At 49.1% G+C, this 26,106-nt stretch carries 24 protein-coding genes; 16 read left to right on the forward strand and 8 right to left on the reverse strand.

What is annotated here, in order from left to right; genetic code table 11:
• Nucleotides 1-16 precede the first annotated feature (16 nt).
• The 14 genes from HQQ92_RS19135 (at nucleotide 17) to HQQ92_RS19195 (ending at nucleotide 14,635) form a co-directional block, all read left to right on the forward strand.
• Nucleotides 17-1,183, forward strand: a complete 1,167-nt coding sequence (locus HQQ92_RS19135; RefSeq protein ID WP_173247705.1) for a phage protease — start codon at nucleotides 17-19, stop codon at nucleotides 1,181-1,183.
• Nucleotides 1,183-2,103 (forward strand): Mu-like prophage major head subunit gpT family protein, encoded by a 921-nt coding sequence (locus HQQ92_RS19140; protein ID WP_063884385.1) that lies wholly within the window; start codon nucleotides 1,183-1,185, stop codon nucleotides 2,101-2,103. Before HQQ92_RS19135 ends, HQQ92_RS19140 begins: the two co-directional genes overlap by 1 nt.
• A gap of 82 nt (nucleotides 2,104-2,185) precedes the next feature.
• The gene (locus HQQ92_RS19145; protein WP_173247707.1) at nucleotides 2,186-2,683 is read left to right on the forward strand and encodes an HI1506-related protein; all 498 of its coding nucleotides are present in this window, start codon (nucleotides 2,186-2,188) and stop codon (nucleotides 2,681-2,683) included.
• A 2-nt stretch (nucleotides 2,684-2,685) separates the two neighbouring features.
• Complete coding sequence (locus HQQ92_RS19150) at nucleotides 2,686-3,126, forward strand: gp436 family protein (RefSeq protein ID WP_081248464.1); 441 nt, start codon at nucleotides 2,686-2,688, stop codon at nucleotides 3,124-3,126.
• Entirely contained in the window at nucleotides 3,126-3,569 is a 444-nt protein-coding gene (locus HQQ92_RS19155; protein ID WP_173247710.1) for a hypothetical protein, read from the forward strand. The genes HQQ92_RS19150 and HQQ92_RS19155 overlap by 1 nt, the downstream gene beginning before the upstream one ends.
• Before the next feature lie 28 nt (nucleotides 3,570-3,597).
• Entirely contained in the window at nucleotides 3,598-4,344 is a 747-nt protein-coding gene (locus HQQ92_RS19160) for a hypothetical protein (RefSeq protein WP_173247713.1), read from the forward strand.
• Between the two features lie 119 nt (nucleotides 4,345-4,463).
• A complete protein-coding gene (locus HQQ92_RS19165; RefSeq protein WP_173247716.1) occupies nucleotides 4,464-8,414 on the forward strand; it encodes a tape measure protein in 3,951 nt (1,316 codons plus the stop codon).
• Nucleotides 8,411-8,776 (forward strand): hypothetical protein, encoded by a 366-nt coding sequence (locus tag HQQ92_RS19170; RefSeq protein ID WP_131525971.1) that lies wholly within the window; start codon nucleotides 8,411-8,413, stop codon nucleotides 8,774-8,776. Before HQQ92_RS19165 ends, HQQ92_RS19170 begins: the two co-directional genes overlap by 4 nt.
• A gap of 12 nt (nucleotides 8,777-8,788) precedes the next feature.
• Nucleotides 8,789-11,284: a hypothetical protein gene (locus tag HQQ92_RS19175; protein ID WP_173247719.1), complete on the forward strand. Its 2,496-nt coding sequence runs from the start codon at nucleotides 8,789-8,791 to the stop codon at nucleotides 11,282-11,284.
• Between the two features lie 24 nt (nucleotides 11,285-11,308).
• Complete coding sequence (locus tag HQQ92_RS19180) at nucleotides 11,309-12,334, forward strand: hypothetical protein (RefSeq protein ID WP_173247722.1); 1,026 nt, start codon at nucleotides 11,309-11,311, stop codon at nucleotides 12,332-12,334.
• Nucleotides 12,327-12,626, forward strand: coding sequence for a hypothetical protein (locus tag HQQ92_RS19185; RefSeq protein WP_173247725.1), 300 nt, complete (start codon nucleotides 12,327-12,329; stop codon nucleotides 12,624-12,626). The genes HQQ92_RS19180 and HQQ92_RS19185 overlap by 8 nt, the downstream gene beginning before the upstream one ends.
• A 2-nt stretch (nucleotides 12,627-12,628) precedes the next feature.
• Complete coding sequence (locus HQQ92_RS19190) at nucleotides 12,629-13,915, forward strand: hypothetical protein (protein WP_254306336.1); 1,287 nt, start codon at nucleotides 12,629-12,631, stop codon at nucleotides 13,913-13,915.
• A complete protein-coding gene (locus tag HQQ92_RS23775; protein WP_254306337.1) occupies nucleotides 13,899-14,417 on the forward strand; it encodes a hypothetical protein in 519 nt (172 codons plus the stop codon). The genes HQQ92_RS19190 and HQQ92_RS23775 overlap by 17 nt, the downstream gene beginning before the upstream one ends.
• A complete protein-coding gene (locus HQQ92_RS19195; RefSeq protein ID WP_131523171.1) occupies nucleotides 14,414-14,635 on the forward strand; it encodes a hypothetical protein in 222 nt (73 codons plus the stop codon). Before HQQ92_RS23775 ends, HQQ92_RS19195 begins: the two co-directional genes overlap by 4 nt.
• 28 nt (nucleotides 14,636-14,663) lie before the next feature.
• On the opposite strand, the gene HQQ92_RS19200 is transcribed toward HQQ92_RS19195, so the two are convergent.
• From HQQ92_RS19200 to HQQ92_RS19220, 5 genes are all read right to left on the reverse strand, one after another.
• Complete coding sequence (locus HQQ92_RS19200) at nucleotides 14,664-14,840, reverse strand: hypothetical protein (protein ID WP_173247728.1); 177 nt, start codon at nucleotides 14,838-14,840, stop codon at nucleotides 14,664-14,666.
• 783 nt (nucleotides 14,841-15,623) lie between these two features.
• Nucleotides 15,624-15,950: a putative quinol monooxygenase gene (locus HQQ92_RS19205; RefSeq protein ID WP_173247731.1), complete on the reverse strand. Its 327-nt coding sequence runs from the start codon at nucleotides 15,948-15,950 to the stop codon at nucleotides 15,624-15,626.
• A 99-nt stretch (nucleotides 15,951-16,049) separates the two neighbouring features.
• Entirely contained in the window at nucleotides 16,050-16,505 is a 456-nt protein-coding gene (locus HQQ92_RS19210) for a GNAT family N-acetyltransferase (protein ID WP_105250325.1), read from the reverse strand.
• A gap of 162 nt (nucleotides 16,506-16,667) precedes the next feature.
• Complete coding sequence (locus HQQ92_RS19215) at nucleotides 16,668-18,296, reverse strand: DHA2 family efflux MFS transporter permease subunit (protein ID WP_173247733.1); 1,629 nt, start codon at nucleotides 18,294-18,296, stop codon at nucleotides 16,668-16,670.
• A gap of 1 nt (nucleotide 18,297) precedes the next feature.
• Entirely contained in the window at nucleotides 18,298-19,356 is a 1,059-nt protein-coding gene (locus HQQ92_RS19220) for an HlyD family secretion protein (protein WP_173247738.1), read from the reverse strand.
• Between the two features lie 94 nt (nucleotides 19,357-19,450).
• Between HQQ92_RS19220 and HQQ92_RS19225 the strand changes: the two genes are divergently transcribed.
• On the forward strand, nucleotides 19,451-20,395 hold the full coding sequence (locus HQQ92_RS19225) for a LysR family transcriptional regulator (RefSeq protein WP_173247741.1): 945 nt from the start codon (nucleotides 19,451-19,453) through the stop codon (nucleotides 20,393-20,395).
• A gap of 202 nt (nucleotides 20,396-20,597) precedes the next feature.
• A complete protein-coding gene (gene mscL / locus HQQ92_RS19230; RefSeq protein ID WP_105250328.1) occupies nucleotides 20,598-21,008 on the forward strand; it encodes a large-conductance mechanosensitive channel protein MscL in 411 nt (136 codons plus the stop codon).
• 76 nt (nucleotides 21,009-21,084) lie between these two features.
• Here mscL and HQQ92_RS19235 read toward each other — a convergent pair whose 3' ends face one another.
• From HQQ92_RS19235 to HQQ92_RS19245, 3 genes are all read right to left on the reverse strand, one after another.
• Nucleotides 21,085-21,408: an antibiotic biosynthesis monooxygenase gene (locus tag HQQ92_RS19235; protein WP_025008611.1), complete on the reverse strand. Its 324-nt coding sequence runs from the start codon at nucleotides 21,406-21,408 to the stop codon at nucleotides 21,085-21,087.
• Between the two features lie 170 nt (nucleotides 21,409-21,578).
• Nucleotides 21,579-24,803 carry an efflux RND transporter permease subunit gene (locus tag HQQ92_RS19240; RefSeq protein ID WP_173247743.1) on the reverse strand — a complete coding sequence of 1,075 codons (3,225 nt, stop codon included), beginning with the start codon at nucleotides 24,801-24,803 and terminating at the stop codon, nucleotides 21,579-21,581.
• A gap of 29 nt (nucleotides 24,804-24,832) precedes the next feature.
• Entirely contained in the window at nucleotides 24,833-26,098 is a 1,266-nt protein-coding gene (locus tag HQQ92_RS19245; protein WP_173247746.1) for an efflux RND transporter periplasmic adaptor subunit, read from the reverse strand.
• Nucleotides 26,099-26,106: the final 8 nt, after the last annotated feature.

The following is a 26,106-nucleotide window of genomic DNA, read 5'->3' on the forward strand; positions in this document are numbered from 1 at the left end:
TGAGAGTGCCTTTTTTATGTCTGCAACATCCACCGCTTTGGGCTTTGCCGCCTTAAGCAGCCAGTTAAATGTCAATACAGAAGCCGCCTTTGTGGTGGGTGAAGATGGCTACATTCAGGCACTGCCTGATGGTCACTTTGCCAGCGTAGATGGTCGCCCTGATGATGTAGCTGGTGGCAAGTGGTTGATGGATAGCATTGCGTTCGCGGCCCTGCAAGCAAATACCCCCCATAAAGCCGGTGATCTCGTTATCGACTACGAACACCAAACCTTAAACAAAGAAGTCAACGGCCAACCTGCGCCCGCTGCAGGTTGGTTCAACATCACTGACGTGCAATATCGTGAGGGCCACGGCTTGTTCATTAAGCCGCGCTTTACCGATAACGCCACCGCCTTTTTAAGCGCCAAGGAATATAAGTATTTCTCGTTGGTGTTTGGCTATGACAAAGCCACAGGCCGCCCGCAATTTATCCATTCAGCAGCGTTAACTAACCGCCCTGGTGTCGATGGCATGTTGCCATTAGCGCAGCTGTCAGCATTGGCACTCACTCAATTATCTGCAAATGAATCTAATCCAACCCAACCGGAGGGACTCCATGTGAATCCACTATTGAAAAAGCTATTAGCCGCGCTCGGTATCGAGATGGCGGAAGGTGCGCAACTGACCGAGGAGCAACAAGCCGAGGCCATGAAGCGCTTAGATGATTTAGTCAAAGCTGCTGGCAGTGTCGATGGGCTTAAGGAAGACATGGCTGCCCTATCGGCTAAGGTCACAACACAAACTAACGTACCCGCTGGCCAAGTTGATCTGACTCAATATGTGCCCGTTGCCACAGTGAACGCCATGCGTGAGCAGTTGGTGGCGCTCAGTGCACAAAACGGTCAGTTGACGATTGAGCAAGCGGTTAAGCAAGCGCTGGATGAAGGCAGCGTGCTGGCTTGTGAGAAGGACTACTTGGAGCAATTGGGTAAACAGCAAGGCTTTGCGGCGCTGTCTGCGCACTTAGCGGGCCGTAAGCCTATTAGCGCGTTAACGACCACCCAAACCACCACAGTTGATAAGCCCGTAGATAAATCTAAGGTCGCGGCACTGACTGCCGACCAAATCAAAATGGCCGATTCTTGGGGCATGTCGCACGCTGACTTTGCTAAAGCTATCGCCGCTGATCAGGAGCAAAAATAATGGCTGCTATTAACGCCCCAGTATTACAAGCCCTGCGCACTATGGTGCGTAGCGAGTTTCAAAATGCTTTAGCTAAGACTGATCCACTGTATTTAAAAATTGCCTCCGTCGTGCCAAGCAATACTAAGTCCAATACCTACGGCTGGTTAGGTTCAATGCCGACCATGCGCGAATGGATTGGTGCGCGGGTGATCAACTCCATCAAAGAGCATGGTTACTCAATCACCAACAAGACGTTTGAAACCACGATTGGCATTAGTCGTGATGATGTTGAAGACGACACCATTGGCACTTACAAACCTATGGTGCAGGCATTGGCGCAGGAAGGTGAAGAGTTCCCCGATGATCTGGTGTTTGCTCTGTTAGCTGATGGTTTTACCACTGCCTGTTATGACAGCCAAAACTTCTTCGACACCGACCACCCTGTGAATGCCAAGCACGATGGCACGGGTGCTGATGTTTCTGTGGCCAACATGGTGGCAGATGGTGCCTATACGGGTGAGCCATGGTTCTTGCTCGATACCACGCGCCCATTAAAGCCACTCATCTTCCAAGAGCGTCGCAAGCTGGATTTAAACACCCTGTTTAATCCAACCGACCCAGCGGTATGGACCAATAACGAGTTCCAGTTCGGTACCGATATGCGCTGTGAAGCGGGCTTTGGTTTCTGGCAGATGGCCTTTGCTAACAAGCGTGCCCTTAACGCAACCAACCTGTGGGACAGCTACGAGAAGATGACGGCCTTCACCCGTGATGGCGGTAAGAAACTCAAAATTCGCCCGAACTTGTTGGTGGTGCCCGCATCACTCGAACAAGCTGCCCGCAAGCTACTTGAGCGTGAGCTGATTGATGAAGGCGGTACCACAGTGAACAACGAGCTTAAGGGCAAGTTTGAAATCTTAGTGGTGCCACAGCTCTAGGTGTTCACCCCCTAAGTTTGAGTAGCGAATCGCAGGCACAAGGATGCGCCTGCACCCCAACATCGAGTGAGGTAACAATGAAATGGCGAATCCTTCTAAGAACATTCAAGTCCTGTTGGTTATCTGTCTTGCGCACACTGGCTATCGCCGTGCGGGCATGGCGCTTAACAAAGGCGAAAACCTTATACCGCTGGCCGAGCTGTCGGATGAGCAAGTTGCAGCGTTTGAAGCTGATCAGCGCCTTAAGGTATCCGTGCGTGATATGGCACCAGCGTCGGGGAGTGTGGACATTCCAGACGGTGATCAGACATTAGGCACCGATATCACGGGCACGCTCACTGGTGTGAAAGAGCCCAATGGTGAAGAGAAAGCCTTGGGTGAACTGTCAGTAAAAGAGCTGAAAGAACTTGCAAAAGACTTGGCGATCACGGGTGTTAACTCGATGAATAAAACTGACTTAGTTAGTGCGATTCAGGCAGTAAAAGTCACTGTGCCAGGTGAAAACGAAACGGCTAATCCAAGCGCTGAAACGGAAAGCACTGAACCATCGGGCACCGTCACCAACGAAGCAGGTGAATAGCCATGGCCCAATTGATGTACGCCACCCCTGACAACATGCTGAGTCGCTTTGGTGCACAGGACTTAATGCTGCTTACCGAGCGTGAAGACAGTGTGCCAGGGGAAATCAATTTCGCCTTGCTTGAGCAAGCATTGCGCGATGCGTCTGCCGAGATTGATGGCTATATCGTGGGCCGTTACACCTTGCCGTTAACCACGGTTCCCGCCGTATTGGAGCGTAACTGCTGCGATATCGCCCGTTACTTCTTGTATGGCGATAAAGCCCCTGAACAAGTCGAGAAACGCTATACCGCTGTGGTGAAGTTTTTAACCGCAGTGAGCAAAGGCGATATCAGTTTGGGGCTAGCTGATACGGGTGAAGTCGCTAGCCAAAGTGAGTTAGTGGTCAGTATCGAAAGTGCAGGCAGCGTGTTTGGCCGTGCATCGTCTAAGGGGTTTATCTGATGTTTGAAATTAAAGATAACTACCTTACTGCAGGTGATGCGCTGACTCAACTGCTTGAGCCATTAGTGGCGAGCCAGAAGCTGAAAAAGGTCTATCAAGCCAATGAGCTAAGCGAAGTGGATGAGCGCAGCCAAATCACCCCCGCCGCCCATGTGTTGTATCTGGGCGATACGCTGGCGGATACCGCACAAGGCGGCAACACCAGCCAAATTAAGCAGACTTGGCTTGTGGTATTGGCTTGCCGTTTATCTATTCACGAAGGCCAAGCTGGTGAGCTATTAGTCAGCCTGTTAAACGCGATTGTGGGTAAGTCCATTGCGGTGGATGGTCAGATGCTTGGCCCCTTTGTGCGAGTGAACAGCCCCGTTAAACCCCGTTTCACTAAAAGCCACGGTTATTACCCCGTGGCCGTGAGTGTGCAACTGAGATTCAAACCCAGCTAACCCAACAACTTAAGATGAGGAAAATCCTATGAATGGATTATTAGTCGCAGGCAACTTCTTTGTTGACCGCTTAAATGCCCAAGGGCAATCAACGGGGATCATTGGTCCCATCAACACCACTAAGCTCGCCATTAAAACCGACGCCGACGAAAAGGTACGTGGCAGTAAAAAGAAAGACAGCTATGGCCAAGCTTTAAGCGTGGTGAAAATTGCAAAACCTGTTGAGGTGGAATGGTCGTTTGACGATCAACCCGCCGAACTGATTGCTATGGCACTGCTGGGTGATACCCAAGTGCTGAACACGGGCAGCGGCAACTTAACCGATGAGGCCGTGACCTTGCCTGATAATCAGCGTTGGATACAGCTATCTGAAAGTAACTTTGCTGCCCTCGGTTTTGTGGTGAAGAAAGACGCTGCCACCTTAGTGCTGGGCACTGACTATGAGGTGAACTATGCCCTAGGGCTAGTGCGCGCCGTAAAAGGCGGCGCTATTGAAGCGGGTGGCGCGGTGAAGGTGACAGGCCAACATAATGCCATTAGCGGCACCCTTATTCGCGGTGGCATTAATGCCCAAACCCGTGCGCGGATCTTCGGAGAAGGTACCAACTTAGAAACAGGCAAGCCGATTAAGCTCGATGTTTTCGACGCCAGCTTATCGCCTACGGCTGCGATCGATTTTGCCGCCAGTGAGTTTGTGAGCGCCACCCTTGCGGGTAAAGCCCAGTTAGTCGCGGGTAAGGATCATCCGTTCGAGTACCTAGAGCTGGATGCGTAAGCGGTTTTGCTTAACCCAAGGGCATGGCCGTACTCAATTGCCATGCCCTTTAATCCCCATTTAACCGCCGTTTAAACACCGATTGTTTAGATACTAACGAGAGTATTAACGAGATAGCCATGGCTGATAAAACCTTAGAACTCGCCCTGCGGATCGTGGCAGAAGCCACGGGCAAGCAACACATTGCGGCTTTAGTCGATGAGCTTAAGCGCATCGGCACTGAGTCGGATGCGGCGAATCCTAAGACGCAGGCGCTCGCTGATGAACTCGATGGCGTGAGTGATGCCAGCCAAGCGGGTGCGAATCAAGTTGATGAACTCAAAAATAGCCTTGATCCGTTAAGCAACCAGTTAGACCAAGTGGCCCAAAGCGGCCGTAATACCAGCAACCAAACAGAGCAGCTCACTAATGACCTCAAGTCTTTAGCAACAGGGCTTGATGACGTAGGCGATAGCAGCCAATCGACCAGCCAAAAAGCCAATACCTTAGCCAATAAGCTCGATGAACTGGCTAACCAGCAAGACCTGATCAACACCTTTAAGCGGTCACGCAATGAGCTTGAACAGCAAGAACTTGCAGTCACTGCCGCCGCCTTAGCACTGCAGGACTTAAAGCAACGTGCCAGCCAAACGGATGCGCCTTTTGTGCAGCTGGCACGCTCTATTGATGTGGCCGAAAAAGAGCTGGAGCAAATGCAGCGCGAGTTAGCGCAGCAATCATCCAGCCACACTAAACTGCAAAATGCCCTGTCAAAATCGGGCATTGATTACAACAACCTGACCACAGCGCAGCGCAAGTTAAGTGCCGAATTTGACGGCACTGGCCGCAATGTCGATAAGTTTGCTAATCAGTTAGATAAGGGCAATGCCAGCGCCCGTGATCATGCCAGTTCCCTGCGTGGTGTGATCGGCCAAGTGACCGCCTTAGCAGGGGCTTACTTGGGCTTTGACCGCGTGGCTCAAGCGGTGAAGGATGTCTTTGCCACGGGCGATCAATTCGAACGTCTTGGCGTGCAAATGAATGCCGTGATGGGCGGTTTTGAATCTGGCAAACAAGCCACCGCTTGGGTAAAGCAATTCGCCATCGATGTGCCGCTACAACTGAACGAAGTCAATCAAGCGTTTGTGAAGGCCAAAGCCTTTGGCCTCGATCCTATGAACGGCACCATGAAGGCGATTGTGGATCAAGCCTTTAAACTCGGTGGCGGTTTTCAAGAGGTCGAGGGGATCACCTTGGCACTCGGCCAAGCCTGGGCAAAACAAAAGCTACAGGGTGAGGAGATCCTGCAGTTGATTGAGCGCGGCGTGCCCGTATGGGACATGCTGGCTAAGGTCACGGGAAAGAACACCTTAGAGCTGCAAAAACTCAGTGAGCAAGGCAAGCTTGGCCGCGATGTGATCCAAGGCTTGATTGATGAAATGGGCCGAGCCGCAAATGGCAGCGCAGCGGCGCAGATGGCTTTGCTCAGTGGCCAAGTATCAAACCTCAAAGACAACCTTTCATCCTTCTATGATCTCGTGGCTCAGTCCGGTGCACTTGATTGGCTCAAGGGCCAGATCAGTGAGTTGAATCTTGAGTTTGCCGCCATGGCCGCCGATGGCCGTTTAAAGGAATGGGCGCAGCAAGTCAGCGACACGATCGTGAGCATAGGCTCAGCGGTGCAAGATGGCGCGGCTATGCTGTACCACTTCCGTGATGAAATTGGTTTTGTGGCTAAGGCATTTCTCGCGTTAAAAGTCGGTAGCTATTTTAGTGATGTGATCACTGGAGCCAATGCCGCCATCGGCGTGATGCGTCTTTACACTGGCGCGATCATGGGTACCACTGCGGCGAGTGAGGGCGCGGCCTTAGCTGCTGGCAAACTTAAAACCGCCTTGGCAGCAGCGGCTAAAGCGGGTTTGTACTTAGCGCTGATTAGCGAGTTGATCGAGGTTGCTCGGGTATACCAAGAGTTATTGATTGCTGAAGAAGCACTGGAAAAATCTAAACGCGCTGCCGCGTCTAGCGCCAAACAGTTGGAGTACTCACTTAAGGATCTCAGTGAGCAAACGGGCGTAGCCTTTACCACTATGGCCGAGTTCAACAAGGCGGTTGATGAAGGCAAACTGATTTATGACGACGCCACGGGTAAGTGGAAGAACGCCGCTAAAGCCATGGAAGAGGTTAAACAGGCCGCCGTTGAAGTCGTTGAGCCGATTAAGCTGACTATTGACCAAGCCATCAAACTGACTCAGCAGCTAACTGAACAAGCGACATCGTTAGAAAATCTTAAAGGTGGTATGGGCGGTTTTATTCGCCATCTGGACTCCGCCATCGTTACTTTTCAAGCTGCAGGTAAAGAGTATGCGGGCCATGTAGAAGCACTTAAACTCCTTAAAGCTAAGTACGAAGAGCAACAAAAGTACCTTGATGCCACGGCTAAAGGTACTGCCGCACTAGAGCAAGCCTATAAGGACTTAGGGCTGACCAGTGCCAAGTCATTACAGGATACTGCTGATAAATCTAAAGCTGCGTTTGAGCTTATCCGCGACAACAAAGAGCCTATTGATCAAGTCCGTGATGCCTTTATTAACTGGGCTAAGGCGGCCATTGTTGCGGCGGAAGCATCTGGCAAGACAGTCCCTGAAGGGCTTAAAGCGCAAGCCGCTGCCCTGCAGTTAAGCGACGAATATCAAAAGCTAACTGAGAAATCGAAGAGTTACGGCGCAGGATTGAAAGATGGCGTTACCCCAGCACATCAACGTCTCGTTGAGGATATGAAAGAGACGACGAAAGAAATTACCAAAAACCGTACTGCGATAAACAATAGTACCGATGCGAATAAAGGTAACAGTGCCGCAGTTACAGAGCTAAATAAAAACACAGAAAAACTTAAAGAACAGCAAGAAAAGCTGAATCAAGTTAAGGCTCTTGAAATTGCTAATTATCAAGAGCTAAAAGGCAAATATGCTGCAGTAAACGAGGAAATGCTGCGCCTAGAGAAAAGCTATCAATCTGGTGCACTGTCGGCTGAAGAATATCAGCGACAAAAGGATCGATTAATTGAAGTCCTTAATGTACTGCGCGAGCTTATGGGCGATGTTCCAGATGGTATGGACGACTTAACTGATAGCGAGAAAGACGCTGGCATTGAGGCGGGCAGAACGACAAAAACGTTAATGGAGCAACGCGAAGAACTAGAGGAATTAGAGAAGAGCACTGGCCGCGCCACTGAGTATGTCAACCTATTTGCGGGTGCCTATGCCCACTTAAACAAACAGTTCAATTTTAACGAAGATAGCACCGAAAAACTCAACGCCCGCGTCGATGAGCTGACTAAAAGCATCATGAACAATATGCGGGTGAATACTGGCTTTTGGGGTGTGCTGGCGCAGCTCAGTAACCAAGCTTTTATCCGCGAAAAGCAGATCATCAATGAAACCTTACTGACCCGCAAATGGACTGAAGAACTCGAAAGCTCAAGCATTAGCCTCGATCGCGTCAATCAAATTAGCCGCGAGGCTAAGTGGAATATACGCGAGCTAGGCGACGAAGAGCTTAAGCCACTGCAAGCGGCCATTGATGCTACCCGCGATCGTATTCTCGGCCTGCGTGACGATATCAACGCGACCTTGGACAGTCTTAAAGATGAGATGGATCAGCTCAACAATAACCAAGCCGCTATCGAGAAGCGTCGCTATGAGCAGCAACAGGCTGAGCTTAAGGCGCAGCTCGATGCTGCCCGCACAGCTCAGGATAAAGAGTCCATCGCCAGTGCCCAAGAAGCACTGCAACTGAGTCAGCAAATCTACGCCACCAAACTAAAACAAATCGAAGCAGAGGCGGTAGAACGTAACGCGCAGGCGATCGAGCGTGCATCAAGCAGTGCAAGCACCGCGATGAATTCCACTCGCAGTACTACAAGCCAAACCACTTCGCCATCGGTGAGTAATCAGAACACAGGCGGCAGTGTACAAATTTATCGGTTAGAGCTGGCAATGCCATCGGGCAACGTGGTGAAAGCCGATTTGCTTGATGAGTTTAAGCAGCTGTTTTTGCGCGAACTAGAACAGATTAAGGCCACCTCATGATCACCTTAGACACGCTTCAATTACCGCATTTTATTTGGCTTAACCGCTTTGGTTATACGCCCTTTGTGAGTAGCACTGAGTTTGCTCTCGATGGCTCGCAGCATGTTGAAGTAGCGGCTAAACAAGCAGGGCGTTCCATTATGCTCTTTAGTGATGGCGAATCTTTAAGTCTGTTTGAAGCCCTTGAAAGCCACGCTAATACAAAAGGGGCGGCCAGTTTCAATCTGGATATTAACGGCACGGTTTTTAGCGTGATTTGGGATTACCGCGATCAACCGATTAGTGGTGCACCAGATATTAACTACAGCGATAGCGCCCCCGATGCTGTCGATGCCATCACCCTCAAGTTAATCACTGTTTAAAGGCTGTTTAATATGGCAACTTCTCCGACACCAATTTCCCGCGATAGCTTAAAAATCTTCAAGCCTGAACTATTAGGTTCAAGCAATGAAGCTGGCGGCCAGCGCACGAACAACGTAGTGCAATCAGGGCAGATAAATGAACTGTTTGATGCTATCTCTGATATTGATCATGCTCAATCGAGTATCGATATCGTTAAGTGCTTCCCCACGCTTTACACCAATGACACTAACAAACTTAAGCAAGCCCATGTGTTTGTGAGTGAGCCACCAGTCGATCTGCTGGTGAATGTGTTTATGATTGAATCCCCAGCGCTGGATGATGAGTCTCGCATGACGGATATGAAGGAGATCATTGAGTCGTCTGTCACTGCAGGGGAATTAATCCGCGAAGGTGGCCCAGGGTTCCTTGTAAATCAAAACTCGTTTTCCTCAGATTACTTGCAATCGACTTATCGCTTTAATGATCGCGATTACTGGAAAACGACCTATTTGGTCGTGGGCCAAGTGATTTGTATTACTGTGGAATATACTGGGGTGGAAAATGCCGATTGGCCTCGCAAAACTCACTTTTGCAAAGTAACCAAGACCAATAATGTTAATGGCCAAGTTGGTACCGTCACTTTCGAACCACCCATTCCTTTTGCCACTCCATGGCCATCATTAGCTGTTAATGGGCAAAGCAAGTGTACTAAGCTGCGCTTATCTAATACCGCATCACCCCTTAAGTTTCATGGCGTAACCAAATTAACGGCTGTGGCCAATGGCGTTAATTTAGCCGTGGGGGCGACTCAGTTGTCGTTACTGCCATCCATTACTACTGTGTTACCCAAGCCAGGCAATACCATTGTCGGCGGCAGTGAAAACGGGGATGCCACTGTAAGCCAAGTGATCCGCAAAGTGATCACCCAACCTTCAAGCGCAGGCACCTATAGCTATACTTTTACCACCACGGATTTATTAACCGATGAAAACGGATTAGTTGCCGTTTCAACGTTACCCACGGCCACGTTCGGCGGTTATACCAGCTACATTCAATCCGTGACGATTGGCTCAGGTAATATCACGGTAACGCTCACCTCAAGTACAAGATTTAATGATGCGTCAACCGTGAGCCTGTTTTATGTTTCATCCTATAAATACAGCATCTATTCAAGCGCCAACCCGTTCCCCGCCAACAAGCAACTGACAGTGGGCAGTATTAAAGGTCGAGCTGTCTTTGCGGATACAAACTATGCTGCCCAAGATGCGTATGAGAGAGTGAGCGCCGAGGGCACTACAGGCAAGCTATATGATGGAACAGAACACCTCGCAACTATTAATTACTTAACGGGCACGGTGACTAAGCAAGTTGTTAGCCGTGGCGAGTTTACGTTTACCTATGCCGGATTAGTCGAATCAAGCGCGGCGGCTGCGGCAGGTGATACGGTCGCTAAGTTCACCTTAGCTGTACCCAATCCCTTATTAGAAAGCTTTTATGTGCAGGTTGAACGCATCTCTGACCGAGCGCTGATTAGTGCCTCAGCCAATGCTCAAGGGGTGGTTTCGGGCACTGGCATTAACGGCAGCATTAGCAGTGGCATTGTGGAACTGACCTTTAGTGCCCCAGTGGATTTAACCACATTGCGCTATGACATTAGCGACCAAGTGCGCCAACTACCACCCGCTGAGATTTATGGCCTTAACCCGCTGCGTATTCCTTATGATGGCATTGTGAATATGTTCCGCCAGTGGGGCACTGTGGCGCTGTCACACTCACAACTGCAGCAAGTCACCGCCACGGCTGGTACCGTGTATAACATTCGTCAAAACGCAGCATTTAGCGACATTACAGATGCGAATGGCGCCAGCCTATGGACCAGCGAAAACACCCATTTCACCGTAAATAAAGCGGCAGGCACTGTCACCATTAATAGCGCCTTTACTGGTTTTGCTGCGCCTTTTGTGCTGACCGATGTCATTAGCGAACTGGCGTTAGTTTCAAGCTTTACCCCAAGCAGCATAGTGCTGGCAAAACCTTTATCCCGCGAATATCCCATAGGGGCCACTGTGGCCAGTGTGCAGATTTTAGGTGATTTACAGGCGCGTGTTGGCCAAGTACGGGATATGACCGCCTGGTCAAATAACTGGGATGTTGATGGTGCTCAAGCCACGGGTAATTTCAATGCCGTTGACTATCCGGTAGAGGTTAAAAATAACACTGCAGTAAACGAAGATTGGGTAATGATTATGACCAGTGAAACCGCGTTTCGCTGCGTAGGTCGCCGCCTCGGACAAATTGCGACTGGTGATACTCTCAATGATTTTGCCCCTATCAACCCCGTGACCAATACCCCTTATTTTGTGCTCAGAAAAGGCGCATGGGGTGGCGGTTGGCAAACGGGTGAGGCGGTGCGCTTTGCCACTTTTGCGTCATCAAAACCCATCATGCTGCTGCGCAATGTGCAGGTTGGCCACAGCCAAATAACTACAGATAAAGCCGTATTGTCATTGTTTGGCAATGAGTCGTAAGCGAAATTTAAAGGAGTCATTATTATGGGTTTTACACCAACAGTATATCGCTGGGATGATGCGGGTGCGCCTTCGATTGGAACTCGAAAGCCTTCTGAAATTATCAATATTTTGAAGAAATGTCTTGTTGATGGATATGGCTCTAAGCAGGGAGCAGGGTGGACAATACCTTTTCAGGACGGTGCAGCAAACAGTATTGTGTTTAGAAATTCGACTGAACATGGTTCAGGCGGTTTTGTTAAAATATGGGCTAAGACCTCCGGTGATGTTAGTAATGATGTATTGTTTACACAAAATGCACCATTCATTAGCTCGTTAAATCCTGATTGGTCAACGGTAGCAGGTGCCAGCTATCGTGATTATTTTATGACTGGTGCAAACATTCATACTCGATGGGTGGTATATGCAACCCCAAAATCTTTTTACATTTTAATTTTCGGTAGCACAGCACAAACAGGGGGAAATGTTGCTGGTACAACAAGCACTATGCCGTTGTTGTTTGTCGGTGATTTTCAAAGTTTCGTACCAGGTGATGTTCATACATTTATTACAATATCATCACCAATTCAAGCCGATGTGTCATTGACGGGTAACGGAGGCGGTAGCCTGTTATATGCGTACAGTTCTAACAATGATTGTTTAAAATTATATGAGACAGCTAGCTTGGTAAGTCCTAAAAGGGGCGTATTGCTACAAACCAATTTGCCCCTTACGACAGGTTATGGAACATCAGCAATAACAGCCACGCCTCCGCCAAGTTTCAATATGACATTCATGCCTGTGGTCATAGGATTGAATTCTAGTCAGATTTCAGAAGCCAGTAACTTATCGTCATACGTTGATAGTCAAGGCGTTAATCACTTACGGAGCATGCTACAACCTGTTATAAGGGGCATTTTGCCGGGATTGCATTTATCACCCTTTCTTGGTTGTGCAATTGAACCCAATATTTATAAGTGGATAGCAGACGGTATTGAGTGGCACCTAATGCCTCAATACCACTATGGTGGTTCAAGAGTATGGCTTTCAACGGGAGAATGGTATGCCTAGTGTTATATTGCCATCACCAACAATCTCTAAAGGTGTATACCTTCTTGGGCAACTTTCGATAACTAATCAAGATAAGTTTGCTGAACGATACGCCGTGATTGATAGATCGACTTTTTACCCCTTAAGACTTGGCGACTTTCCGCCTAGTGGCGTAGTCAAGTTACTGTTACCACCAACTCAAGCTACAGACGGCGTGATTGTGGTCATTATGGATGATGACAAAAACTTTAATGCTGAAATAGTTGATGGTGTTACCTATGAATTAGTTGATGCTAACCGTGTGAATCTATAGCTATGACTGCTATCACGATTAATTTTAGCGGCCAATGGCTAAACGCTCATTCACCACTCACCATTAATTTTGGTGATGAACCCACGCCAGAGATACCAGAGGTACCTATTAGCGCGGGTACCATTGGTATAATGTGCGGCATAGGTATCTCGATTGCGCCGAGTGTTGCACAGCAGCTAACCATTAAAGAAGCCACCCAAAGCCATGCCACACAATTAACGTCACAATGGCAAGTTGGGCATGTGACGCAAATCGTGACGGCCAAGTGGCAAGCTAAAGCATTACTGGGTATTACCGCCTCAGTGGTTTGGCGCTGGAATAACCTAGTGCCATGTAAAGCTGATTTGCTTTGGTTGGTGCCGCAGTTACATAGTGTGCAAGCTTCTTGCCTATGGCTATTGCCTGACTTAGTGCCATCACGGGTTGAAATGCTATGGCGACAACCAGAGGCTACCACGCAGATTATCACGCTGGGTTTACTAAAGAGGGCGCTAGTCGGGACTGAGGTTAAGCTTGCTTACTCTGCTATTCACGCTGCAGGCGATATGAAGGGGATTGCATGGGGACCACATGCGGCGCGGTGGGTGTGCTCGAGTAAGTATCGACCACCCAAAGGCAAGATCACCATTAACTTTAGCGATCCATGGGTAAATGCAGCTAGCCCGATTGTGCTCAATTTTACCCCTTCACCCAATGTTTGTTACTGGGACGATGGCGGCGGCCTGATAGGCACAAATCCATCTTTACCCACCATTGATTTTAAGATCCCCATCGAACCACAAATTAGAAGGAGTTACCTCATGCAGCCTCAAATCAGTTGTGTTCGTGTGAGTGACGGCGTTGCTGTGGTGCTCAAATCTGTATCTATTTCACAGTCCCGTTCGCAATGGGCCAGTAGCGGAAGCTTAGCGTTTTCATCCCGTATCGATGCCGAGCGTGCCGCTAATGAATTACTGAAAATAAGCATTAACGGCTATGACTTTTACCTGCTTTGTGAGTCTGCCAGCGAATCTAAAGCCTTCGGCAAAACCAGTTATAGCGCGACAGGTCGAGGCCGCTTAGCCACACTCGCCAGCCCGAACCGAAAGGCCATCAACTATGTGAACGTGGTAGCCCGCAGCTTTATTGGTTTGATGGCCGATATTGTGGCTAATACTGGGTGGACTGTCGCCAGTAAAATTAGTGATTACCCTGTACCCGCAAACGCCTTTAGCTATGCCGCTAAAACACCCGCAGAAGCCATTAACATGATGGCAAATAGCATTCGGGGCCATGCTCGATGTGAATGATGAAACTCAGACTATAACGGTGATCCCTCAGTGGCCAGTCGTACCTTGGAATACCGCAAGCGCAATTCCCGATGTGATTTTGCACGATGGAGTGATCCTCGAATTTAACGAGCGTATCGACATTCGCCCCGATGCTAATGCGGTGTTTGTGCGTGGTGAACAGCAAGGCGTGGCGGCGAAAGTGAAACGTTTCGGGACCGCTGGTGACAACTTTGCTGCTGATATAGTGGATAAGTTAATCACTGATAATCAAGCTGCGAGAATGCGTGCAACAGCCGAGTTAGCCAACGCAGGTAATAAGGTGCAAAACAGCATTCGCGCTAAGGTCATGGCGGATTTGCCACCCATGCGACCAGGCATGTTAATTGGAGTTCGTAAAGGTGCCGAGGTGTTTAAGTCTGTGTGTGAAAGCTTCAGTATAAGCGGGAGCGTTAATGAGTCAACGGGGATGGTTACAGTGAATCAGACCGTGACGCTATTGCGTAATGAGGTGGCAGCATGAGCAACATCTATCAACGCTTAGCGAACTTAAACCCTAAGCCCCAGCGCAGTGTTGCCACTGTGATTAACGTGACGAATGGCACCACGACAGTACAGCACGCCGATGGCAGTTATCAGACCGTTTTGGGGGACTCAGTCACCAGTGGGAAAGTGTATATCGTTGATGGCCAGATCCAAGGCCAAGCCGCCGACCTGACTTATGTTGAATTAGAGATATAAAAAAGCCCCTCATCGAGGGGCTTAGTTGCTAACTGTTATAATGAGACTTCAATAGCTGAACATCTACTAAGATCCCATTTAGGTGTTCATACCAAGCTAAATGGCTAGATTTACCTAACTCAACACGTTTCCCCTCTAAGCAGTCTATGAGCAAATTCACTTTGTTTTCTAAGCTTTGAAACGAATCTGCGGTAGCAGTGTGCATAAAATCTCCTTCTTATAAGTATGCTAGTTTTTACAAACAATAAAACAGATTCAAAATCGCGCAAATTTATGCCCGCCTGAGCCAGTAAATTGTTTGAGAAAATTAAACCACAGAAATGCACACAGCTTTTCTTTCGAACTACGAGTTGAAAAACCGTGCGGGATAGTGAAATTGTGGTATGGGATGGGGATGTATAAAGGGTGTTTAAATGAGGTTTACATGACCACTGACAAGCATTTAAACATAGTAGGCAAATGCCTACTGAAATCGGTAAACTAGTGTGATCAAGTTTGGCGCGATGTGTGATCATAATTCGCGCCGCGCTACAACAGTACTCCAAGCATACGTAGTCCCTTGGACATTAGTGTTTTTCACTAAATAAAGCGATATCTAAGATATATTAAAAGCCGAGTGATAAACCACTCGGCTTTTTAGATTGGAATGGATATAAAACTCACTCTGCGATGAAGTTAAAATGGGTTCAATTAAGCAAAGTAGCAAGGCAGCTTTATTAATCCCAGTGAAGTCAAACAATCAAAGTCCAGCTTGTCATTCTTGTCGTAGATAAATACCAGGTACATTGATGACAAATGCAACTTAAGCCAGCAATTTCGCCTTATCCTTACCTAATACGCCTTTTAGCACTAAAGAGTTAAAGTGCAATGGTTCCAGCTGCGGCCATTAGTCACTTGCAGTATCAATGAGATCCATTCGGATAGAGATCTAAATACTGGCTCGATAGCATTAATCAACACTGCAAGCTCCTAATCGTTTATCTCATGGCTAAACAATCACTTGATGATAGGTTTCCACATGGTATGACTCGACTAATTCGGGCATCACTTGGTGGAAATAGTGTTGAATTGCATCTTTAGCGCAGTGCTCATCAAAGGCGGCAATATCGACAAACTTCTCTACAAACGTCACGCGACGTGGTTCATCACGGCTCACATTGAGTTCGTAACGAATACAACCCGCTTCACGGCGCGTATCAGGAATAAGGCTCGCGAGCGCAGCGATTAGCGCTTCGGTTTTGCCCTCTTTAGCCAGAAAACTCGCCACGCAGGCAATTTGTTGTTGATTGATTCTATAGTCCGTTGAAATCGACATCTCGGTTCCTTATTGGCTTAATATTGAATGTTTATGTGCCAAGATTTTGTTGATCGTTTATGTTGATAATTGATGTAGATAACTCATATTGATAGCCGCTTATGCTGATTGGTAGCGCATATCTAAATGGGGAATACCATCTTCTAAGTACATCTCAGAGCAGGCGACAAAGCCGAGTTTTTGATAGAAAGCTTTGAGGTAATCTTGAGCCCCGATTTGGATCCCCGCGTCGGGCCATGTCGTCAGTGCAGATTCGATGGCGTGCTGCATTAAAGGCATGGCTAGCCCTTTGCCTCGACCCGCTGGCGATACCACCACACGGCCGATACTCGCCTCTGGATAACTCAACCCCGGCGGTAAAATACGCGCGTAGGCAAGCAGTTCCCCGTCTGACGATAAGCCGAATAAATGCTGGGTTTCTGGATGCCTATCCTTATCGTCAAGCTCTGGATACGCACAGGTCTGCTCTACCACAAACACATCGACTCTTAGCTTCAATATGTCGTATAGCCTATTGGCATTTAATTGATTAAATGTAAGATTTTGCCACTGCAAACGATATCCCTCTGCAAATCATCGAAAAAGAGCTTTGAGTCTACCACAGCATAAAGACCATAAAAAAGCGCCTTAATCCGTGAGGACTAAGGCACAAAGCTGTTGCGCAAACCAATAGATCTGGGGAAATCTATGGCAACAACAGGATAACGAAAAACGTTATTACTCAACCATGGCATCGTGGGCCACAGGCCCTGTCGGTTTACGGATCAGCAGCACAGCGAATACGGCGATGAGTAGCAGAGCGCCCATGATGTAAAACACATCGTTATAGGCCTGAATATAAGCTTGCTGACTCATGGTTTTGCCCAGTAAAGCTTTCGCCTGCGCGGCAGCGGTATAGGGATCTGAACCTCCCGCCTGCAACATGCTTGCGCTTTGGGTTAAATAATCCTGTGCTTGTGTGCTCACTGCGGGTAAAGATTCCTTAATATGAGCCAAATGCCCGCGCGACAAAGTGTCAGTCAGGGTCGCCACCAGCGCGATACCAAAAGCACCACCTAAGTTACGCATCACGTTTAATACCGTCGATGCCGAGGCATTTTCATGGGGTTTTAAATGCATGGTCGCAAGCATTCCAATTGGCACCAGAATAAAAGGCTGACCTAATGCCCGCACTACTTGCGAGGCGATCATCTGCGGTCCGGCATAATCTGCGGTCATCTGGCTATTCATGTAATAGCTAATAGCGAACATTAAAAAGCCAAAGGCAGCGAGATAACGACTATCGAAGCGCTCCATCAATTTCGGCACTAAGGGCAAGACCAATAGCTGCGGAAATCCCATCCACATAATCACACCACCAATTTCTAACGGTGTGTAATCATGGACTTGTGATAGGTAAAGCGGGATCAAATAAATAGCACCGAATAATGCCATGCCCAGTAAAAAATACGCCACGGTAGAGAGCACAAAATCACGCTTACCGAGCAGGCGCAAATTCACTAACGGCTCTTTACGCCTTAACTGGATCCAAACAAATAACACCAGATTCACGACGGCAATAATGGCCAGATTACGAATGAGTTCTGAACCAAACCAGTCCTTGCGGTTACCTTCTTCGAGCACCACTTCAAGGCAACCCATCCCCAGCGCCATAGTGACTATGCCCGCCAGATCGACATTCTTCAGCTTATCCCAAACGACCGACTGCTTCTCTAAACCGTAGGCCAACATGGCCATCACCAACAAACCCGGTGGCACATTGATATAAAACAGATAATGCCAGCTAAATTGCTCAGTCAACCAACCGCCTAAGGTCGGGCCGATTGAAGGCGCAAAGGTCGCCGTCACGCCAAATAACGCCATGCCGACGGCACGCTTGTTATCGGGTAAAAACTCAAGGATAAGCCTAAAGGCCAGCGGAATAAGCGCACCGCCAAAGAAGCCCTGTAGCGCCCGAAAGGCGATCATGGCCTCTAAGTTCCACGCCATAGAACAAAGTACGGAAGCAAAGATAAAGGCGGCCGTGGTCCATAACAGATAACGCCTGACCGACAATCCCGTACTGAGCCAGCCAGAAAGCGGGATCGCGATCATCTCAGCCACCAGATACGCGGTTGAAATCCAGCTACCTTCTTCGAGCGTTGCCCCAAGGCTGCCTTGAATCTCCTTCATCGATGCATTGGTGATTTGAATATCGAGGATCGCCATAAAGGCGCCGATCAAACCACCAAATACCGCAATCCATGAACGGCGACTGCCACGTTCATAATCGGTAGGCTTTCTAGGTACACTGATGCCCTGCGCCTCCATATCGGCAGACGCAGTGATAGAGCCAGTTGCGCTCATACTAACGACCTGTATTTGCAGCGATTGCCGATATTGCAGTACCCGACGCCGTATCCACTTTCACGACTGCACTTAAGCCCGGTAGCATGTGTGCTTCTTCCTCAGACAAATCTAAGCGAATACGCACGGGAATACGCTGGACGATTTTAGTGAAATTACCTGTAGCGTTTTCCGCTGGCAGTAGACTGAATTTGGCTCCGGACGCCGGTGACAGACTATCGATAACACCTATAAAGGTTTTGTCGGGAAACGCATCGAGACTGACCTGCACCGACTGTCCTGGTTGCATATGTTGGATCTGGGTCTCTTTAAAGTTCGCCGTGATCCACACTGCCCCATCCGGAACCAAACTGTAGAGTGCTTGGCCGGGTTGCACATACTGCCCCACCATAGCGCCACGTTTACCAATCACCCCAGAAAAAGGTGCGGTCACGCGGGTATCATTTAATTGAATTTTCGCCAGCTCTAAAGTCGCATCGGCCTGCTCTACTACTGAACCCGCCTGATCTAATTGGGCATTAAAAACCGCTAACTCCCGTTGCTTTGCCACTAACACGGCTTGAGCTTCATCGAGGCGGGCGGCGGCAGAATCGAATCCCGCTTGCAGTTGATCGACATCATCTTGAGAGCTGTAATTACTGACTTTAAGCTTTTTCGAGCGGCTCAATTGTTGTTGTGCCCGTATTTTATCGGCCTTTGCCGCCACCACGCCTGCGCTGGCTTGAGTGATTAACGCCCGTTGCAACTCCACCTTTGCGGCTAAGGTTTGCAAGTCCGCCTTCGCACTCGCCTGTGAGGCTTCGGCTTGACTCACTTTGGCACTAAATTGGTTATCTTCCAGCTGAGCTAATAACTCACCCTTTTGCACATGCTGGTTATCAGTTACATCGCTTAACACAACGTAGCCGGGCACTTTCACGCTGATATGGGAAATATCGGCCTCAACATAAGCGTTATCCGTGGTTTCGATAAAACGTACCTGTGTCCACCAGTAATAACCGCCTCCCGCAACTGCTGCGAGTAACAGTGGAACGGCGATAATGAGTTTACTTTTGGACATGAATGACTCCTTGATTAGTGATATCTAGTGTACTACTGTCTCACTAAGTTTATTAGTCAGTAAAAAATCAACCCACTGTTTCACAGGTGTAACAATGATGGATCTCAATCGCGTGCAAATTTTCGCTCAAGTGGTCGAGCAAGGTAGCTTTACGGGTGCCGCCAAAGCCCTTGGGCTCACTAAGGCAACCGTCAGTCGCAAGATAGCCGAGCTCGAAGCCGATACCGGCACACAACTACTTTTTCGCACCACGAGAGCCCTAAAACTCACCGAAGCAGGATCAAGTTATTACAACAGGATCAATAAGATCCTCAGCGATCTGCAGAGCGCCGAAAATCAGCTCAGCGCCCAACAGCAATTGATTAAAGGCAATCTAAAAATTGTCTGCCCAATTGAATTAGGCCAATTGTTTTTAGGGCCGATTTTCGCGCAGTTTTTAACGCTTTATCCCGAAATCACCATAGAGGCTGAACTCACCAATCGAAAGGTTGATGTGATAGAAGAAGGCATAGATCTGTTATTTCAAATTGCCGATTCTGGCGACACTCGTCTGCAAAGCTATGCCTTAGTCAACGCCCATAAATCGCTTATGGCAAGCCCAGCTTATTTAGCTGCCCATGGAACGCCCAAGGTGCCACAGGACTTAGCCAAACATAAAGCGATTCGCTTGCAGTCGGCGCATATTGAAGGTGCGTGGAAATTATTCGATGGCAAAACTTGGATTGTCGCCGAGCCTAAGACTCAACTGACGGTAAACAATGTCACCCTCGCTCGCGAGGCAGCCATAGCGGGGCTTGGGATCACAGCGGTGCCATCCATCATAGCCCAAGTCGCATTAGAAAAAGGCGATTTAATCCCGCTACTAGATGACTATCCAATGGTGCAAACTAAGGTAGTGCTTAGCTATCCACAGCGGGCATATCTACCGCGAAAATACCGCGTCTTTATCGAATTCATCTATAGCTCCCTATTTAAACGTTGGGGATCGCAAGTCTTAGAAGTCCCTGATTTTATCGGCCATGCCGATCTAGATAAATAAATCGAATGCCCAAAAAAGTAACAATTGTTACTTTGTAAAGTGTAAATCATTACCTTGAGGAAAATCCTCTATGTCAGAATTGCCTTAATCCATAAGCCCCTATAAGCTTGGCAAGGTAACAGGCTGCAAAAGACCTTAGGTTTTCCTGATACAGTTTGCACAATAAAATTTAATATTTAATCTCAATTTTGGAGGAAACCTAATGAGCTTAATTAAAGAGTTCAAGGCTTTTGCGTCCCGTGGCAATGTGATAGACATGGCCGTTGGTATCATCATAGGTGCCGCATTCGGCAAAATCGTCTCGTCCTTCGTGGCCGATGTCATCATGCCACCAATTGGCATCATCCTAGGCGGCGTGAATTTTAGTGATTTGAGCATAGTGCTACAGGCAGCTCAAGGCGATGCGCCTTCTGTGGTCATTGCCTATGGCAAATTCATTCAGACTATTATCGACTTTACGATTATCGCCTTCGCCATTTTTATGGGTTTAAAAGCCATTAACACCCTAAAACGCAAGGAAGAAGATGCGCCTAAAGCGCCACCAGCACCGACCAAAGAAGAAGAGTTGCTGTCTGAAATCCGCGATCTATTGAAAGCTCAACAAGAAAAATAATCTCAAACTTAAGTGTCACGCGTAAAAAACCCATCTCTAAAGATGGGTTTTGTTTTTACATCAGCGAGATAAGTGATTACTCAGCTTCAACATGCACAGTTTCACTGTAATCTTGCACTACTTCTGCCACCCGAATGCGATAAGAGTTAAACAAACAGGGCACTATACCCGTTTGCTCGGCAATGCTGTGGGCCATCTGATTACGCCATTGGGTGATAGAAGCTTGATCCTCCCAGAACGACAGGCTCAGTACTTTGCCATCGTCGGTTAAGCTCTGAAAACGTTCGATCGAAATCAATCCCTTGCGGCCTTCTAAATATTGGCGCATTTCAGCCGCCACGTGCAGATACTCTTCCTTCCCTTCCTTTGTCGGGATGACTTCAAAAATTACCGCAATCATAATGTTCTCCAGAAATGAATGTCCTTAATGTCGACTCTAAGACTAGCCCATCTATCACTCTTTAGCTCACTGATTTTTAGAGTTTTAGTCAATGTGATAACCCTGTCTACAACGAAGGCAATAACCCGAAACATAACAAGTTATTGCCCACGATGACGGCTTACTTGTGATTAACCGAGCTCATCAATGCGCTTATCGCCGCGATATAGCCAGCGATACAAGGTCGGCAAGACGAGTAAGGTCAGCGCCGTCGAGCTAAACAAGCCACCGATAATCACCACTGCCAGCGGCTTTTGGATCTCACTGCCGACGCCCGATGATAATAAAATCGGGATCAAGCCTAAGGCCGAGGTCAGTGCCGTCATCAATACCGGGCGCAAACGCCCAACCGTGCCCTCATAAACACAATCATAGAGTGCTTCGCCGCTTTGCCTGCGCTGATTAATCGAATCCACCAGCACCACACCGTTGAGCACCGCTACCCCAAATAGAGTGATAAAGCCAATAGAGCTAGGCACAGATAAATAAGTGCCACTGACATACAGGGCCACTATGCCGCCAATCAAAGCTAAGGGCACGTTCGCCATGATGAGCAACACTTGCTTGAATGAACCAAAGGAGAAGTACAACAACAAGGCTATCAAGGCGATAGAAATCGGCACCACTAGCATCAGCTTTTGCTGCGCCCGCTGCTGATTCTCATATTGGCCGCCAATGATCACTGTATATCCCGCAGGCAAATCCGCCTTTGGCACTAGGGCATAAATATCTTTCACGACCGAGCCCATATCGCGTCCTGCCACGTTTGCCTGCACTACAACACGGCGCTGCACATCGTCACGGCGAATATTCGGCGGCGCCATTTCCACTTCAACGCTGGCGACTTCCCCTAAGCGCACTGTGGCGCCATTTGTGCCACTAAGTAATAAGTCTTTAATCGCATCAGGGCTTTGGCGAAACTCGGCCGCGAGTCGCACATTGATGTCGTATCTGGCATTGCCATCGATCACTTGCCCTGCACTCGCGCCACCAATACCTTGGCTGACGAGGCTCATCACTTGATCAACACTGATGCCGTAGCGTGCCAATAGCTCGCGTTTGGGGCGCACGACCAATTGCGCCTCGCCGCTCACTTGCTCAAGCGACACATCCACGGCACCGGGGATTTTCGCAACGAGATCGGTAAGCGCTTGGCCTTTCTGTGACAATACCGCTAAATCAGGGCCGAAGATTTTAATCGCTAACTGGGCTTTTACCCCCGAAAGTAATTCATCTACCCGAGTCGCAATCGGCTGCGAAAAGGTCAGCAAGAGTCCGGGGAACACGCTGAGTTTTTCCTCCATCAAGCGTTGCAGTTCCAAGCGCGAGCTTGCCGACTGCCACTCTGCTATCGGTTTCAAGCCAATATAGACTTCAATATTACTCACAGGCTCAGGATCGCCGCCCAGTTCAGGCGCACCAATGCGGCTCAGGGCATATTCCACCTCGGGAAATGCTAGCAAAATAGCCTCAAGCTTAGGTGCGACTTGGAGCGAAGTGCCTAAACTCGCCGTTGGTGCCAGCGTCACCCTCAAGTTAATCGTGCCTTCCTCCAGTTCAGGCACAAATTCGGTACCCAGCCTTGGTAGCAATAATAGACTCAAGCCGAACATCACCAAGGCGCTGAGCATCACCACCTTTGGCCTAGCAAGCGTTGCCGTGAGTAGCTTGCGATAAGCGGCATCCAGCGGTGCTAAAACCACACTTTGTTTGAGCACCACACCGCGCTTAAACAGATACACAGCAAGGGCTGGCACGGCAATCAGCGCCACCAGCAAGGCCGACATCATTGCCAAAATAATACTGACCGCCATCGGCTGGAACAGCTTGCCTTCAACCCCTTCGAGGGCAAATAACGGTGCAAATACGACGATAATAATGGCGGTGGCGAAGAAGATTGGACTACACACCTCTTTTGCCGCGAGCATGATCCGAATAACCATATTCGATTCGCTGACATCACCACAGGCTTTAGCACCATCCTCCTCACTGTGATAGGGATCATCCTCACCATCGGCACGCGCCCTCGCCTCGGGTAAATGGCGGCGATCAGGTTGAGTTAAGTGTTTGAAAATATTCTCTACCATCACCACAGAGCCATCGACTAACATACCAATCGCCACAGCTAAACCGCCGAGCGACATCAGGTTTGCCGACAGACCATAATAGGACATCACCATAAGCGCGAGCCCGATAGACACTGGAATCGACAGCAACACCAACAAGGTCGCGCGGATATTGACGAGGAACAACGCTAAGATCACCACGATAAACACAAAGGCCATTAGCAGCGCATCGCGCACTGTGGTCACAGCCTTATCGACCAGTTCCGCTTGGTCGTAAAACACCTCAAAGGACACTCCATCGGGCAAGGCCTGCTCAATAAGGCTCACCCGCGCACCAATATCGTCAATCGTCGCCTTAGTGTTTGCCCCCATGCGTTTGAGCACGACACCAGCCACCACTTCACCGAGATTTTGCACTTGGCCAGATTCATCGCGGCGCGTCATAGTCACAGCCCCGACACGGATCTCGCTACCGAAATCCACCTGAGCGATATCGCCAATACGCACTGGCGTACCGCTGGCTTCAGTCAGAGGGATCTGCGCGATCGCCGCCAATCCCGCGTCTCCTGCGGGCAACATGCCGTAACCGCGCACCACAAGTTGCTCTTGGCCTTGGTCCATAAACCAACCGCCAGCGTTGCGGTTATTGCTCTCTAGCGCTTCAGTCACCTGCGCCATAGACAAGCCATAGGCACGCAGTTTATTCGGGTCGACCTGCACTTGGTATTGGCGCACATCGCCACCAAAAGACAAGACTTCTGTCACGCCGCCCACGGGCATCAATATCAACTTCACCAGATAATCATTTAAGCTACGCAGCTCGGCGGCATTAATGCCAGAGTTAGGTTCTGCACGCAGAATATACTGATAAATCTGCCCTAATCCCGAGGTATTGGGGCCGATTTCAGGCACTCCGACGCCACTTGGGATCATCTCCCGCGCCGCCTGCAACTGTTCAAACACTTGCTGACGAGCGAAGTAAATATCCGTCCCCTCGGCAAATACCACAGTCACAATCGACAAGCCAGTACGCGATAACGAGCGCACCTCAGTCACCGCTGGCAAGGCGTACATGGCCGATTCCACCGGATAACTGATAAGTTTTTCCACCTCTTCAGCGGCTAAGCCTTCGGCCGCTGTATTGATGGTAACTTGCACGTTAGTCACATCAGGAAAGGCATCGAGATTCAACTTAGGCAGCATGGCCACACAGCCCACAATCACAGCGAGCAGAGCCAATACCACTAACAGCCGATTTTTAATCGCGGCTTCGATTAACTTTTGCAACATAGAAAATCTCCAAAATGAGGGCGCTCATATTAGTGGGCGTGAATATCAAAGCCCGCTTTCGCCTGCTCGGATGCCAAGAAGAACGCGCCAGCCACCACAACCTTGAGCTGTGCCTGTTGGGCTTTTTCAAGCTCAGGTCCACGTACTAGACTCAAGCCGCGTTGACGCTGCACCACTTCTACCTCAATGGACTCGAAGCCATCCTCATCTTGAATAAAAATCTGCCAATCGCCATCGCCGCCACGGGTCAACGCCGCATCGGGCAGCACTATGCCACTGCCGTTTGGATCGGTAGTCGAGCCAGCAAAATAGAGTTCAGCAAATTGCCCCGCATGCAACACATGATCAGGATTGTGCATACTCACCAGCACTTGCTCGGTGCGCGTTACGCTGTCGAGTTCATGGGAGCGACCGATAATCTTACCTACCAACGTCTTATCCCCTACTTGCACTAAAGCTGAACTGCCAACCTGGATATGCGTAGTTTGAGTTGGGGTTAACTGCGCCTCAACCCATAAATAGGATTCATCGGTCAGTTGCATTAAGGGCGTGCCCGCGCTAAAAACTTGACCTAGCATGGCGATATCCTGCTGCACTCGGCCGTCAATTGGCGCTAAGAGTTGATAACTGCCTATGGCTTCGGGCGTCGATTCCAGTGCACGAATTTGCGCGGGCGTCATCTTAATTGCCTCTAAAATAGCCCGTTTAAGTTCGGCATCCACCTGCGCCTGCATCCGCCGACTGACGCTAACCGCACCTTCACTCATGCGTTTGACTCGACTCCATTCGGCAGCGGCATTAATGTAGTCCGCCTGTGCCTGCGCAACGGCTGCGCCACCCAAGGTAAGTAAAGGCTCACCTTTTTTCACTTCTTGTCCCGGCACTACATGGCGCGCCAACACACGCACATCGAGCTGCGGCGCAAGGGTCGCGGTTCGATCGCGATCCACCACTAAGGTCGCCGTCGCCCTAATATCGAGATTCAAATTGGCTAGGTTCAAGCTATCGCTCGACAAAGGTAATAAGCTAATCCCCGCCAAGGCTTGCTGCGCTTCGGTCAATTTCAGCGCCTGTTCGCCGTGTTCATCCGTCGACGCCATTTGCGTTACCGAATCGCCACTTTCCTTAGCGACGGGGGCGTGATCACCGCCAGCCAATACAGGCTGAGCGAGAAATGCCAGCGTGCTCAGCACGAATAATGCGAGAGCGATTTTTGATAGGTTAAACCGACGCTTTTCAGACGTCGTTACAGCATCCAGTTGAAGGACATTTTCATGGTGAGTATTTGAATTCATTATTGTGA

The organism is Shewanella sp. DC2-4, assembly GCF_013248875.1.
Lineage (GTDB): Bacteria > Pseudomonadota > Gammaproteobacteria > Enterobacterales > Shewanellaceae > Shewanella > Shewanella oncorhynchi.